Annotated in this window: 12 protein-coding genes and 1 pseudogene; 4 read left to right on the forward strand and 9 right to left on the reverse strand. The window is 35.1% G+C overall.

The window, feature by feature from the left end; translation table 11 throughout:
- Window positions 1–11: 11 nt before the first annotated feature.
- Both ACYQ73_RS10305 and ACYQ73_RS10310 read right to left on the reverse strand, forming a co-directional pair.
- Window positions 12–854, reverse strand: coding sequence for a DUF4179 domain-containing protein (locus tag ACYQ73_RS10305; RefSeq protein ID WP_460012418.1), 843 nt, complete (start codon window positions 852–854; stop codon window positions 12–14).
- A gap of 449 nt (window positions 855–1,303) precedes the next feature.
- The gene (locus tag ACYQ73_RS10310; RefSeq protein ID WP_460012419.1) at window positions 1,304–2,494 is read right to left on the reverse strand and encodes a DHH family phosphoesterase; all 1,191 of its coding nucleotides are present in this window, start codon (window positions 2,492–2,494) and stop codon (window positions 1,304–1,306) included.
- A 552-nt stretch (window positions 2,495–3,046) separates the two neighbouring features.
- Here ACYQ73_RS10310 and ACYQ73_RS10315 point away from each other — a divergent pair.
- Window positions 3,047–4,696: a pyridoxal phosphate-dependent decarboxylase family protein gene (locus tag ACYQ73_RS10315; protein ID WP_460012420.1), complete on the forward strand. Its 1,650-nt coding sequence runs from the start codon at window positions 3,047–3,049 to the stop codon at window positions 4,694–4,696.
- Window positions 4,665–6,371 carry a methyl-accepting chemotaxis protein gene (locus ACYQ73_RS10320; RefSeq protein WP_460012421.1) on the forward strand — a complete coding sequence of 569 codons (1,707 nt, stop codon included), beginning with the start codon at window positions 4,665–4,667 and terminating at the stop codon, window positions 6,369–6,371. The genes ACYQ73_RS10315 and ACYQ73_RS10320 overlap by 32 nt, the downstream gene beginning before the upstream one ends.
- A gap of 83 nt (window positions 6,372–6,454) precedes the next feature.
- On the opposite strand, the gene ACYQ73_RS10325 is transcribed toward ACYQ73_RS10320, so the two are convergent.
- From ACYQ73_RS10325 to ACYQ73_RS10345, 5 genes are all read right to left on the reverse strand, one after another.
- Window positions 6,455–7,402: an SDR family NAD(P)-dependent oxidoreductase gene (locus tag ACYQ73_RS10325; protein ID WP_460012422.1), complete on the reverse strand. Its 948-nt coding sequence runs from the start codon at window positions 7,400–7,402 to the stop codon at window positions 6,455–6,457.
- A gap of 66 nt (window positions 7,403–7,468) precedes the next feature.
- Window positions 7,469–8,059 carry a TetR/AcrR family transcriptional regulator gene (locus ACYQ73_RS10330; protein WP_460012423.1) on the reverse strand — a complete coding sequence of 197 codons (591 nt, stop codon included), beginning with the start codon at window positions 8,057–8,059 and terminating at the stop codon, window positions 7,469–7,471.
- A gap of 148 nt (window positions 8,060–8,207) precedes the next feature.
- Window positions 8,208–8,633 (reverse strand): GatB/YqeY domain-containing protein, encoded by a 426-nt coding sequence (locus ACYQ73_RS10335; RefSeq protein ID WP_460012424.1) that lies wholly within the window; start codon window positions 8,631–8,633, stop codon window positions 8,208–8,210.
- Window positions 8,634–8,859: 226 nt separating this feature from the next.
- Window positions 8,860–9,195, reverse strand: a complete 336-nt coding sequence (locus ACYQ73_RS10340) for a hypothetical protein (RefSeq protein ID WP_460012425.1) — start codon at window positions 9,193–9,195, stop codon at window positions 8,860–8,862.
- Between the two features lie 277 nt (window positions 9,196–9,472).
- Window positions 9,473–10,231: a formate/nitrite transporter family protein gene (locus ACYQ73_RS10345; protein ID WP_460012426.1), complete on the reverse strand. Its 759-nt coding sequence runs from the start codon at window positions 10,229–10,231 to the stop codon at window positions 9,473–9,475.
- Window positions 10,232–10,686: 455 nt separating this feature from the next.
- On the opposite strand from ACYQ73_RS10345, the gene ACYQ73_RS10350 reads away from it, so the two are divergent.
- Window positions 10,687–11,682 carry a PLP-dependent cysteine synthase family protein gene (locus ACYQ73_RS10350; protein WP_460012427.1) on the forward strand — a complete coding sequence of 332 codons (996 nt, stop codon included), beginning with the start codon at window positions 10,687–10,689 and terminating at the stop codon, window positions 11,680–11,682.
- A 213-nt stretch (window positions 11,683–11,895) separates the two neighbouring features.
- Here the strand turns inward: ACYQ73_RS10350 and ACYQ73_RS10355 are convergent, their stop codons facing one another.
- Window positions 11,896–12,888 carry a zinc-dependent alcohol dehydrogenase family protein gene (locus tag ACYQ73_RS10355; protein WP_460012428.1) on the reverse strand — a complete coding sequence of 331 codons (993 nt, stop codon included), beginning with the start codon at window positions 12,886–12,888 and terminating at the stop codon, window positions 11,896–11,898.
- A gap of 47 nt (window positions 12,889–12,935) precedes the next feature.
- Window positions 12,936–13,263 (reverse strand): annotated as a pseudogene (locus ACYQ73_RS10360) (cupin domain-containing protein).
- A 106-nt stretch (window positions 13,264–13,369) separates the two neighbouring features.
- Here ACYQ73_RS10360 and ACYQ73_RS10365 point away from each other — a divergent pair.
- Entirely contained in the window at window positions 13,370–13,531 is a 162-nt protein-coding gene (locus ACYQ73_RS10365; protein WP_460012429.1) for a hypothetical protein, read from the forward strand.
- Window position 13,532 lies beyond the last annotated feature (1 nt).

Below are 13,532 nucleotides of genomic sequence, written 5' to 3' on the forward strand. Positions count from 1 at the left end.
TGTTTTCTTTCTTAATCTCCAATTTTGATGGCAGAACCAAGTTCACTTCCATTTGCAGCTATCGGAATGAGCTCATAGCTCTTCCCTGTTAAATATAATGCATCGAGGCGGACACCCCACTTCGTATACTCTTCATTCAAAGGATAGGCTTCGTTAAATGGCCAAGATTCCCCTGTTGCTGACTGGATTTTAAAATGCAATGCTTCATTTAGTAAGCTTTTCTTAGAATGAAAGTATATCGTTGTTGATATTGGTGTAGAAACAACCTCCTCTATTGTTATTTCCTGACCATCTAAAAGCTTTACTTTTTTCTCAACAGGGAAGACCTTTCTATCTTCTTGTAAATGCTCTTGTGAAGCTTCCAATTGAAATTCCCACGGCACGTCAATCTTTTTTTCACTGTTCCAGTCGTTATAACGAATATCTAAGTTTATTATTTTATCATCAGGTAGTTCACTTAATTTCACACTACTATAGATTGTATAGGTTTTATCAGATTGTTGGATAGTCTGTCCTCCATTTCTAACCGTGAACTCTTTTCCATTCACCAAAACCTGTGGAAAGAAAAAGATTTGGTAGTCGAAATTTAAGCCTTTTACTGGCTTAAAGGTAGCATTCAATAGTATTTGGTTATCATCAATTATTACTTCATTTAACGTTAAACGTCCGAGACTATTTTCAGTAGTTTTATCGATTACTGTTTTGTAGGCTTCAAAATTCAATTCCTTCTTAAACAAAAAATAATAAACAATTACACAAGTAGCTACCAATAAAAGTAACATTACAATAAACCATATTTTCCGCCCCCGATTTTCCTTAGGCTGACTCTCGACAAGAAGCATATCATTGGACATCATGTACACCTCATTTTAAGAAAGTATGTCTACATCAATTTCGCCTTGGCGTAACTGTAGCTGACGCTTTGCTGTCGCTACGTTAGCACTACGCTTTCGCACAGAAAACATTTGTTGAATGAAAATAAATGCTTTTTATTTATTGTAGTTTTCAATTGGACATTATATAACCTCTAACGATGTCAAGGTTTGGCTGATTTCACTATGTATCTATTCTTTTTAGTTTTATCGAAACACTTTCGGGAATTATCGACTAACTTTTGAATTTTATCTACCAACTTCTGAATTTTATCGACATCCACCTTCCCAAGAGTAAAAAAAGGATTCACACACAAAACTGTGCGTAAATCCTTTTTCTTAATTATGTCGCCCATTCGGAACAGAAATCACCCTTATTTACATATTCCCTTGACTATTTAGTTTTTTCACAAGGAATAATATATATCCCCTTACTCTTGATGCCGAACCTTTTTGGCTTCGTCCATTAAATAATCTACAAATAACTCATCTTTAACTAACCATGCTTGATAATTTCTTTTTAAAAACCATTCTGCTTCATAAAAACTTGTAAAGATTTGATCTAATGGAAGTTTATTTTTTTCAATTACCCAATCAAAATCACTTATTGAATATAGGAGGAAAAATTCTTGTTTAAGATTTTTATACATTGTCCCAAAAGAAGAGAACCTTAAATTATAGCGATTTCGTTTCGCATCCTCTGGTATTGGTGCTATATGAAATATTTGTGCCACGTACTGCTCATAAGCTTCATCAATTAAAGAGCAACCAGCTGCTTTTTGATGCCCTCCCCCTCCGAATTCGGCTGCAATTGCCGAAACATCTATGTGATCATGAATCGTACGAAATGAAATTTTTTTGCCCCCCATATTTAATATAGCTATAAAATCGAGGTGTACATTTTCTTTTCCTAATTCATTGCCAAGCTCTGAATGATACGATTCTGCATAAACCACACCTGTAAAGTACTCTCCTATCGACGTTTGCACTAATTCCCTTTTTTTCCGGCGGATGTACCGTTCTATCTTCTCCTCTTCCATTTTTAAAATTTTCTTTTCAAATTCATCAAAGTCAAAATGTTCGCTAGTCTTTAAACGTTCCAGCATTTTTTCTTCAAATTCTTCGATTGATACTAAAAAAAAGAGTGCATTGAGTCGACGTGCTTGCTGATTGTCATTCTTTTCCCATTCCCACGTATCGTACTGTCTTACTAACTCTACAAATTCTGTGATGGAATTCTTCTGTTCTATAAATCCATGTGTAACAAGATACTGATAAAATAAAGACGTTGCTGATGTTAAATAGCCCTTTTCATCTTCTATTAATACTTTGCCCCATTCATAATCGTTCAAATGAAAAGCCGTTTTATGATGATCTAGCAATTGAACATTTCCCGTTGCGATATAATAATCATTTAATCGCCTTTCATTATCCTCATTTGGAGATAAATCGGTAATAAATAAAAATGTATCTTGTTCGTTATTGTCTAAAAAATATTCAATTTCGCGGTCCAACGCTGAAATTGAATTGTACCTTACCTTCACTTGATCTTGAAAGGCAAGCTTGGCTAAAATCCCGCAACCTACTCCATCTAAATCATTATGCGATAGCAATTTATACATTTTTTCACCTCAATATTAGTATGGTTTATCATTGAAAAAATTATCGGTATTGTAAGGCGTGTTTATGTTGAAAAAAAATGACTTATTTAAGTCTTGGTCTATTATTCATTGTTGTTTTAGGTGTGGGTACATATAAGTTAATGAACTTTTCTTTAACTAAACGTAGATTAATATATATTTCACCCTTAATAGTCATAAAGTATTAAAATATTCACCATTCTTAAATTAATTAAAATTATTTTTTGAATAGTATTTATTATAAAAATGTTGGCCTCCTTATAGCACCTCCCCATCATTAGCTTTGCAATAATTTATCAAAAAAAGTCATAAAAACCCTTTAAATTCAACATTTACGAACATACTCTTTTACAATATTTCTCCCGTGTATTTCGCTTAAAATTAAATCAGATTATTTTGAAATGACTGAAATTAATTATCCTACAAAATATAAATTCATTCCCTGTTATAATATGTTATTATAATTTTAGTAAAACGACCTATTTTTGTTAAATGAAAAAATAAGGGAAAAACGAACTAAAAAGGATGATGAACATGAAAAAAATCCAACAATTATTCCAAAGCGAAGATGGGAATATCGAACAAAGAGAGAATTTTTTATCCCTATTAAAGAAAATTGTTACATCATTAGATGAGTTAAAAAACCCAAAAACTACAACTCTTGGGCCAATGGAGGAGCGCTCTGACAATTTCTATAAAGAGTTAATGCAAGAAAATCAAGTACCAACTTCAGGTGTCGGACTTGATCAGGTTGTGAATGATTTAACGCAATTAATGCAAGGACATCCTTACCATACACGTAACTTTGTAACAAACGTTTTGCCAATGGCTAGCATTCCTGGCATATTAGGTCAATTTACGAATGCTCTGCTTAACGGTAACAATTTATGGGATGTATACGGACCTGCTGCTGCAGAATGTGAGGTAAAGGTAGTAGCAATGATGTCGAAGTTAGTTGGCTACGACTATACTCAAAGCTTTGGTTACACAACTTGGGGTGGACAAGGGGCTGTTTTCAGTGGACTTCGTCTTGCGATTGCTAAACAATTCCCTAACGCAAAAGAAGATGGCGTACCAAATAATTTATATTGCTTTGCTTCAGAAAATGCTCATTACAGCTTATTAAAATCAATTGAAGCAGTCGGCATCGGTAGCAAACATTTAATTCGTATTAAAGCTGGCAAAGACCATTCAATGGATATCGAAGACTTACGTATGCGTATGACTGAGGTTATCGAAAATGGTGGTATTCCAGTGTATGTAGTTGCTACAACAGGCGCTACAGATCAATTTGCCATTGATGATGTACAAGCAATCAAAAAAGTTACAACTGACCTTGAACAAAAACATTCCTTAAAACCTATACATATTCACGCTGATTCAGCTTTAGGTGGGTTTTACGCATTTTTCAACGATTATGATTTTAAGGCAAATCCACTTCAATTAGAGACTGATGTTTTACAAGCACTAGAACAAATTAAAGAACGTATGCAATATCTACCTATTGCAGATAGCCTCTGCTTCGACTTCCAAAAGCTTGGTCAAACTCCTTATTTAACAAGCTTATTCTTAATAAAAGAAGGAAAACATCTACAGCTATTAGATATCGAGGACTTCGACACACCTTATGTTGGTAATCGAGGTTATGGTTCTTATCATACAGGCTATACATTAGAATGCTCTCGTATGGGTAGTTCAATTGCTATTTATGCTGCATTACAGGCGTTTGGTAAAGAAGGCTACCAACAAATATTAGCTAATTATGTGCGTGTAAACTTAGCGTTCCGTGCTCAGTTAGCTGAGAAAACTCCAATGTTACAAGTAGTCAATGAATCTAATATTGGACCAGTTACAGCCTTTCGTTTGTATCCTGAAGGCTTTAATTGGAAATCTGAACAATCAGGTAGCTATACACAAGATCAGATTGAATATATTAATGGCCTTAACGCTTCTTTATTTGAAATTATAGGAGAAGGTCGCGACGAAGTATTTTTCGGTGATACGACACGTGTTTGCACTGTCAACACTAGCGATACAAAACAACAAATTCCAGTCGCTGCTGCAAAATTCTTTTCAATTTCTCCTTATACAGAGAAAGAGCATATTGGTGATATGATCCATTTCTTACAACAAAAGGTGAAAGTATTGGAGGATGTTAAAGTTGAGTATAGTCAAAAAATTTAAAAGCTCTTTACTCTATAAATATATTGCAAGTTTCACTATTCCAATTGCGATTATTTCAGTAATATTTAGTATCGTATTATTTATTTCGTCTTATCAGATTATCGATAATTTTGTTATTACACAATTTGAGTCATCATTAGAGGTAATATCTCAAACAATTTTTGATGATCTAGACAAAAACGACGTCGAAGCTGCTGATAACGGCGATAAGGATAAATATAAAGAATTATTAAATGCATTAAATAAAACAATGAACGAGTACGATATTCAAAATGCTTACGTTCTTTCACGTGCAAATAACAATGAACATATTGTGGCATTAAGTAAAAAAGATGATTATCAAGAGGCCTATGCTTTTAGTAAGGATATGAATGAAGCGCTAAGTACTGGAACCGTTCAATCTAGTGATATTTATACAGATGAATACGGTATTCATAAATCGATTTTTATACCATTTAAAGATACTGATATTCTTTTTGGTTTAGATATGGACGCTTCCTTCATTTCTAAACTTCAAACTAAGACTCTTTGGACTTGTATTATTATGACCGTGATGTTTTTGATTTTCGGTATTATTGTGGCTTATTTCATTAGTAAAGGCATTATAAAACCAATTAAAAATATGACAAACTATGTTGGTAAGGTGGCACAAGGAGACTTAGCTGTTGAACCACTTCAAATAAAAGGCTCTAATGAAATTGCTCAGCTTTCTGATGGCATTGAAAATATGACTGGAGACCTACGCTCACTTATTCAGCAAATTGCTGAAAATGCTGAGCAAGTGGCTGCTATGTCTGAAGAATTATCGGCAGGTTCTGAGCAAACAAGTGCCTCAATTCAACAAATTACATCTTCAATGCAAGAAGTAGCTGCAGGATCAGATAAACAAACTTCTTCTATTGAAGAAGTAGAAAGTCATATTACGACAATCTCTACTAAAATGTCAGAAGTTGTATCGAGCGTGAATGATGTCACTTCTAAGGCATTTAGTGCATCTTCTATTTCAGAAAAAGGCAACACGACGATTCAAAGTGCTACAGAAAAAATGGTTGTTACATCTAATGCTATTCAAGAGACTTCAGAGGTTGTGAAACGTTTAAGCACATACTCAAATGAGATTGGCGACATTGTAACCTTAATAAATGAGATTACAGATCAAACAAATTTACTCGCTTTAAATGCATCTATTGAAGCAGCACGTGCTGGTGAGCATGGTAAAGGCTTCGCGGTTGTAGCAGAAGAAGTACGTAAACTTGCTGACCAATCATTAGCAGCGACGAATAGTATTCGAACACGTATTGAAACAATTAAGGAAGAGTCTGCGCAAGCTGTTAAATCTATGGAAATTAGTAGTAGTAACCTTGCAGAAAGCTCAACTACTTTTAATGCATCAGGTGAAGCCTTTGGAGAAATCTATTCGCATATTACTTCGTTAACTCAGGAAATGGATCATGTCAATAATATCATTTCTAATATTAATGAAGGTGTTGGCAGCATTGCAATTTCCGTTGAGGAAGTTGGGGTAGTAGCCGTTCAATCATCTGGAAACATTCAAAATGTGGCTGCTGCTTCCGAGGAGCAATCAGCTAGTATTGAGGAAATTACGGCGTCTTCAAATAATTTAGCTGAGATGGCACAACAACTTCGTAATATCATACAAAAATTTCAGCTATAAGAAAAACTAATAACAAAAATCCGCTATACTCCCTATGGGTAAGTTTTACCTATAGAAGTTTATGCGGATTTTTTCATTAACTCTTAAAAGTTTTTTTGCGCTCTCTTGTTCATCCAAGCAATCGTTTCTTCTAGCCCTACTCGATATGAAGTACGTGGTAAAGCGTCTATTTCCTTTTCGTATTTCTCCCCACTTAAAATGACCGGTTCTTCGGTTAAATACAATATTTCAACTACTTCTTTCATAGATGGATTAAATAGTCCAATTAATCGGATCATGCCTTTAGAAACTGTACGAATGCTTTTTTTGTAGCCTGTAATTTCACGTAAAATTTTTACCAGTTCTTCCCCTGCAATTGGATGAGCAGCTGGCACGTTCCAATTTTGATTATATGTGTCGTTTCGTAAAGCAAGCTCAACCATAGCCTTTGCGCCATCAACTGTATAAAGGAATTCCCTTTTCACCTGCATATTTCCTACAAAATTAGCTTTTTTACCTTGTGCTACATTTTTTAACGTTTCATAGAGTATTGTATTCTCTGCATTTGGTCCGTATAAATCCGGGAAATGTACAATTAACGAGGGTACATTACTGTTTTTTAATTTATTTTCCATCATTAAACGAATTTTCCCTTTTTTCGTCTGTGGTTCCTTTCTAGCTTGCTCTATTACAGGATTTGTTGATTGTCTTCCATATGCATAAATGTTATCTACTAGTGCTATCTTCGCCCCTCGCCTTTCTGCTATGTTAATCACCATGTCTACGCATCGCATATGGAGTTTTTCCCAATCTTGATACGGAAAACTAACAGCATGAAAAATAATATCCACACCATTTGAAGCTTTCATCAAATCCTGTTCATTAAATACATCACCCGAAATGGTTTCTACATTTTTGTGATGCTGAAAAAGTGCTACTAAATTTTCTTTATTTCTAGCAAATGCCTTCACCTGTATATTGCGACGTACTAGTTCATTTACTAGAGCATAACCCATACCACCAGATGCCCCAATAACTAATGCTGTTTGCAAAATTAATTACCCCCTTCATTAATTAACCACTGGTCAAATAACTATTAAATGAAAGCTCTAGATTTTTTAACTAGAGCTACTTTCTATATGTGTTAAAGCCTTGGTTAGAAATTTTGCATGTATATCCACTGCTTCTTTCGCTTCCTCATAATTTTTTACATAATGACGATAATGTGTAACAAATCCATGAAGAGCAATGAATGTAGAATGTATATCTGAAATCAGCAGTTCTGTCATTGATAAGGACTGTACAGCTTGTGCAAATTTTTCATAACTAAGGTTCGCTGCCTCTTGCGAAAGCCCATCAATTTCACTATCCCTCATGATAAACATTAATTCATACTGGCTTTGATGATTTAAACCAAACGCCATATAGCCTACAAAAATATTCAGTAGTTTAGTGTTATGATCTTCGGGACCGTTCATATTTTCATCTAAAGTATTATTTAGTTCAGAAAAATAGTCACTTAATATTGCATAAAATATTTCTGCTTTATTTTTAAAATGATAGTAAATAGCCCCATGACTACAACCAAGCTCTTTAGCAATACTACGCATTGATACTTGGTGAAAATCCTTCGTGATAAATTGCTTATGAGCCTCATTTATAATCATTTCTTTCGTCAAATCTTTTGTTGACGGCTTACGTGGCGACATTTTATCCTCCTTATTGACCAGTGGTTAATAACTAGTATATAGGTATTTTCATTTTTTGGCAAATAGTGATACTAGCCTGGAACAAAAAATGCAGGAGCTTAAAAAACAACCCCTTACTACTTAGAGTAGGAGGGTGTTTCTAACAACATTAAATGAGACCCTTCACAACTTTTGAAATAACAGCGCCTTCAGCCTGACCAGTTAACAAAGGTTTTGCAATTTTCATAGCATCCCCCATGTTCATCCCTTTTACAACGCCAGCTCCCACAAGTTTTTCTGCAATTTCTTCTTCCGTTAATTGCTTCGGTAAAAATGATTTGAGAAGTGCTAATTTCGCTTCCTCTTTTTCAATTAAATCAGCTCGCCCTGCATTTTGAGCACCTTCTAACGCCTGATTTGTTTGCTTGACTTCACGATTTATAATAGCCATTTCCTCTTCCGATGATAAAGCTTCTCCCTTTTCCTTCTCAGCTAAGTCTAGAGCAGATTTTAAAAGCGATAATACGCCTTTTGCTAATACATCCTTTTCTCTCATTGCTTGTTTTAATTGTTCAAATACCTCAGTTTTTAACAATGTTTTCACTCCTTCGTTACATTTATTATAACAAAAAAATACCGTAACCTTAAGGGATACGGTAAGCCAATTTAGGAAGTTATGTGGTGGGTTGAATGTAGGCATAGTTAGTCTTTGTGCTAGCACAGCCAAGCCTGGAAGCATTGTTTATTTGCGCGAAAGCGGCAAATGTTTTCTGTAGCGAAAGCAAAGCGACAGCTACAATTATGCTAAGGTATACTTGCTACTATCTTACCTGTTTTAACATTGATACTTCAGCTTTTGTCGTTAATAAATCCAGTGATAATATTTCAAATTTTGCATCTACAAGATCAATTTTTCGACTTAAATTTTGTTCAACTTTTTCTAATCTTGTTTCCACTTCTTCAATTTTTTCATCTAATCTCTTTTCGACCGCTTCAATCTTTGCTTCTAGTCTCTTTTCGACTGCTTCGATTTTTGCTTCTAGTCTCTTTTCAACCGCTTCAATCTGTTGCTGAAGATCTGATTTCATGTCTTGCATCTGCTTCGAAAGCTCTAAAATTGCTTGAAGGATCGTGTGTTGGTTTACTTCTTGTTCCATTTTTGAATACCTCCGCTCTCTTTTATATTCATTACATAATCTATTAATTTCACAGCATTAATTACATTGACATAAATAAAAAAGGTAGAGTTACATTAGCAACTCTACCTGTCATTCTATCTATCATTTATTCCAAAGTCAAAATATTAATAGATGAAGTTTGTCAAGTATTCATCCGTTAATTTGATTGCAGGAAACCTTACAATCACTTTTCAAATTGCCATTACTTTCAACCGAGGAAATAATACTGACAGCAATAGCAATATCCAGTGATTTATTAGTCTCTACCATTTACCCAATAAACAAAACCAATAACGGCTCCCCCGATAATATTACCTAATGTTACAGGTAATAAATTTGAAATGGCTCCAGTAAACGATACGAGTTCACCATGAGGTACTAAAAGAGCAAGGGAAAACAATGTCATATTTGCTATACAATGCTCAAATCCAATTGTGACAAAAGGGAAAATACAGCAGAAAATCATCACTAATTTTCCAGTCTCTGTTTTTAATTTATAGGTACACCATACAGCCAAGCATACAAGCAAATTACATAAAATACCTCGACATAAAAGTTCAACGAAGCTACCACTCATTTTAGCTGTAGCCAGCTTTTCAATGTAAGCTGCTATGTCTCCACCTGCTAGCCCCGAGTAAAAAAATAATGCGGCTGCTAAAAGAGAACCAAAGAAGTTTCCTATGTAACTAAACGTCCAAATGCCCAACATCTCTAATGGTGAAGATTTTTTTGATAGTGTACTCACCGTTAACACTAGATTATCACCGGTAAATAAATTGGCCCCAGCCATCATGACCATACTAAGTGCCACACCAAATGATAATCCTTGTAGGATCTTCATACTCGGTACCCCAGCTGGACTTAATAAGCCGCCAATAGTAGTGATGAGCAAAATTCCAAATCCGATAAAAAGTCCGCCAAAAATAGCTAACAATAAATAATTAGCAGGCTTTTGCTTCATCATGTTAATTTTTGTTTCAGCTGTTATACAAACAGAAGAAATTGTCTCTTTCATACTTTCATCTCCCAAACAACATCAAGCTAAATTAATAACTCATTTCATTTTTAACGTTGATCTCAAGTAGTCATCCAGTTTCCACTCTAACCAACTTTTATACAAGGCTTACATTTTAACAAATATTATTCCAAAATATCGTTAATTAACAAATTTAAAGTAAATTCCTCCAAATATACATATTTTCATGCACTATTACTTTCTGAGAAGACATCAATTTATGTTTCGGGCTACTCGCTTTTGCATAAAAGCATTGTCAATAATAATCCGTATTTCTCGCATTACTAAACCAAGAAAAAATTATTTTGTAGATTTGATTAATTATTTTTTTCTATTGCTACATTTAATACTTCTATTAGTGATTTTATTGCTTTTATGGATTTATATTGATATGATTCCACCAATCCCTACAAAACAAGTTTGTTAAGTAGGTTAAATAAAAGGGGTTGATTGGGATGGGTCAAATTGTAACTAATAAGATTAAACAATCTATTACAGAATTAATCGGTCATACACCACTTTTAGCATTAAATCAGTATGTAGAAGAGCACCAGCTAGAAACCGAAATTATCGTAAAGTTAGAGTATTTTAATCCTGCTAATAGTGTGAAGGACCGTGTTGCTAAAGCGATGATTGAGGATGCTGAAGCTCGTGGTGTGTTGACAAAGGATAAAACAATAATTGAAACAACTAGTGGCAATACTGGTATTGGTCTAGCAGCAATTGCAGCTGCAAAAGGCTATAAGCTTCGAATTTACATGCAGGATGGTGTAAGTGAAGAGCGTACAAAGGTAGTTAAGGCATACGGAGCGGAGGTTGTACCATTTTCAGATGTCCCAGAAATGGTAGCTGCCTTTGAGGAAACAGATGGTGACTTTGTTGAAACGATTAAAGTATTTCGAGAAACAGTCGTTGAACAAGAAGAAAATGTTGTATTTTTAAATCAGCTTGATAATGATGCCAACCCAAATATTCATAAGTTAACAACTGGTCCTGAAGTATGGGAGGATACAGACGGACAAATTGATATTTTTGTAGCAGCCATTGGCACAGGTGGTACGATAAGTGGTGCTGGTGCATACTTAAAATCTAAAAATCCAGATATTCAGATCATTGGTGTAGAGCCTGCTGTGAATTCCATAGCAACAGTCGAAAATCCAGATATTATTGAAATCACAGGTGTTCACCGCTTCTCCGATGCAGACGAGGCTCGTGTGCCATCGAATGTTCATTTAGAAATAATTGATGAGGTACTCGAGGTGGAAACTGCACAAGCTTATGAGGCCGCACGTGCTGTTGCGAAGTCAGATGGTCTATTAGTAGGTACTTCATCAGGCGCTGCTTTATTTGCCGCCACAGCCCTTGCCAAACGCCCAGAGAACAAAGGGAAACGGATTGTCGTTATCCTACCCGATACTGGTCTACGATATTTATCAACAGATTTATTTTAGAATATGCGCACGAAGAATACGCAGTAGCCTAGACACCCTATTAAAAGGGGCTGGGACATAACTAAATGGTTCCTTCATAAAACCGAATAATCTCTAAATTAACAAAACACGATAAATAGAAAAACCGAACTATTCCGAAACACTTCATGAGAGTTTCATTGGATAGTTCGGTATTTTTGTTGGCTGAAACACATTTGTCCCAGCCTCTTCATTTCAATAACTTGTTAAAAAGATCTTTCCTTTTGAGGTTTTAGACGATTCAACGGCCGTTATCGCATTTTTAATGTCTAACAAGTCATAATGAGAATCCACTGCCATCATTTTTAACTTATCACTATTAACTAGATTGATTAAGTGATGAAATGTACCTTGCCATCTTTCTATCGAGACTTGCTTGTTCCAATGACGTAAATGGAACATATTTGCCTTTACATTTGCCTCTCTAACGATTCTTTGCCAATTCACTTGCACACCTGATAAAAGACCAATAGCTAAAAAATCCCCTTCAGATTTCAAACAGAAAGCGAGATCATTACCTGCTGTCCCCCCAATAGAATCAATAGCAGCATCAGCCCCCCTACCATTTGTTAGTTCCATTACTGTCTCATAGAGCGGTGCTACTGAAGTATCTATTACATAGGAAGCGCCAAGCTGAATTAAATCGTCAGTATGTCTATTATTTCTCGTAACCGCGATTAACTGAAACCCTAACAATTTTGCTAGCTGAGCAAAAATGTGTCCAATTGCGGAACCGCAGGCATTCACTAATAAAACATCATTTGGCTGCAATTGTAATATGTCAGTACAAGTTACCCGAGCTGTCATTGGGTTGATATACATTTGCGCTGCGGTAAAATCATCAATTGAATCGGGGATGGGTACTGCGAATTCTGCACTTGTTTTTACAATTTCCTGCCAAGTTCCTTCCCCTCGCAAAGGTAGTACACGCTTTCCGATTAGATTTTGAGAAACATACGGACCTACATCCTCTACAATTCCTACTCCTTCATAGCCAGGAATAGTTGGTAAAGAAATTCGATGAGCGTAGTTCCCCCAGATTGGTATTAAATCGGAAGGATTAATAGGTCGTGCTAGCATCCGAACAAGAATTTCTTGTTCTTGAGGAGGTTTAATCGTCTTATTTTCAAACTTCAAAACCTCCCGAGGGCTTCCAAATTCATATAATTTAATGCTTTTTGCTTTCAAAAATTGTAACTCCTTTATGATTGAGTAATAATGAACTGATGATATATTTATAGTTGGATACGATTTCCTCTACTATTTGGTTCTGAAATGACTAAAAACTATCTCTTCTCCTGAATCTTACGCATCTGGTGCGGTTTAAGGGGTGGCACTTCAATTCCTTCATTTTTTTGTCACACAATTCGTTCTCCGTCGATATCGATTGTTGCTGTTCCAGATAGCACAAAGAAAAATTGTTGTGCATGATGGTGATAATGATTTACCTCTACTGTTTTAGCAGGCATACGCTCATGAATAATACTGAGATCATTCTAAATGCCAGCCATCACATTGTTCTCCCCATATATAATGTTCTGCATACTGTTTGCTTATTTTCAAAACTGATATCACCTTCCTTTTATCTTGATTGTTATGGATATTTACCTAATATTTCTATAAAATATAAATAAGTATATTAACTATCACGCAGTAAGGAGTGGGATCGTTGAATATCAAAAAACAATTGCTGGGCACTGCTCTCGGATATATGCTAGCATTATTAATTGCATACATCTTTTTCGATTATTTTTCCTGGTCGTTTACTCTTGGTTCTACTGTAGGTATTTGTTTATTTGCTCTAATTTTAATGTTCATGAAAAGGAGATAAA

This window comes from Lysinibacillus sp. CTST325, assembly GCF_054665055.1.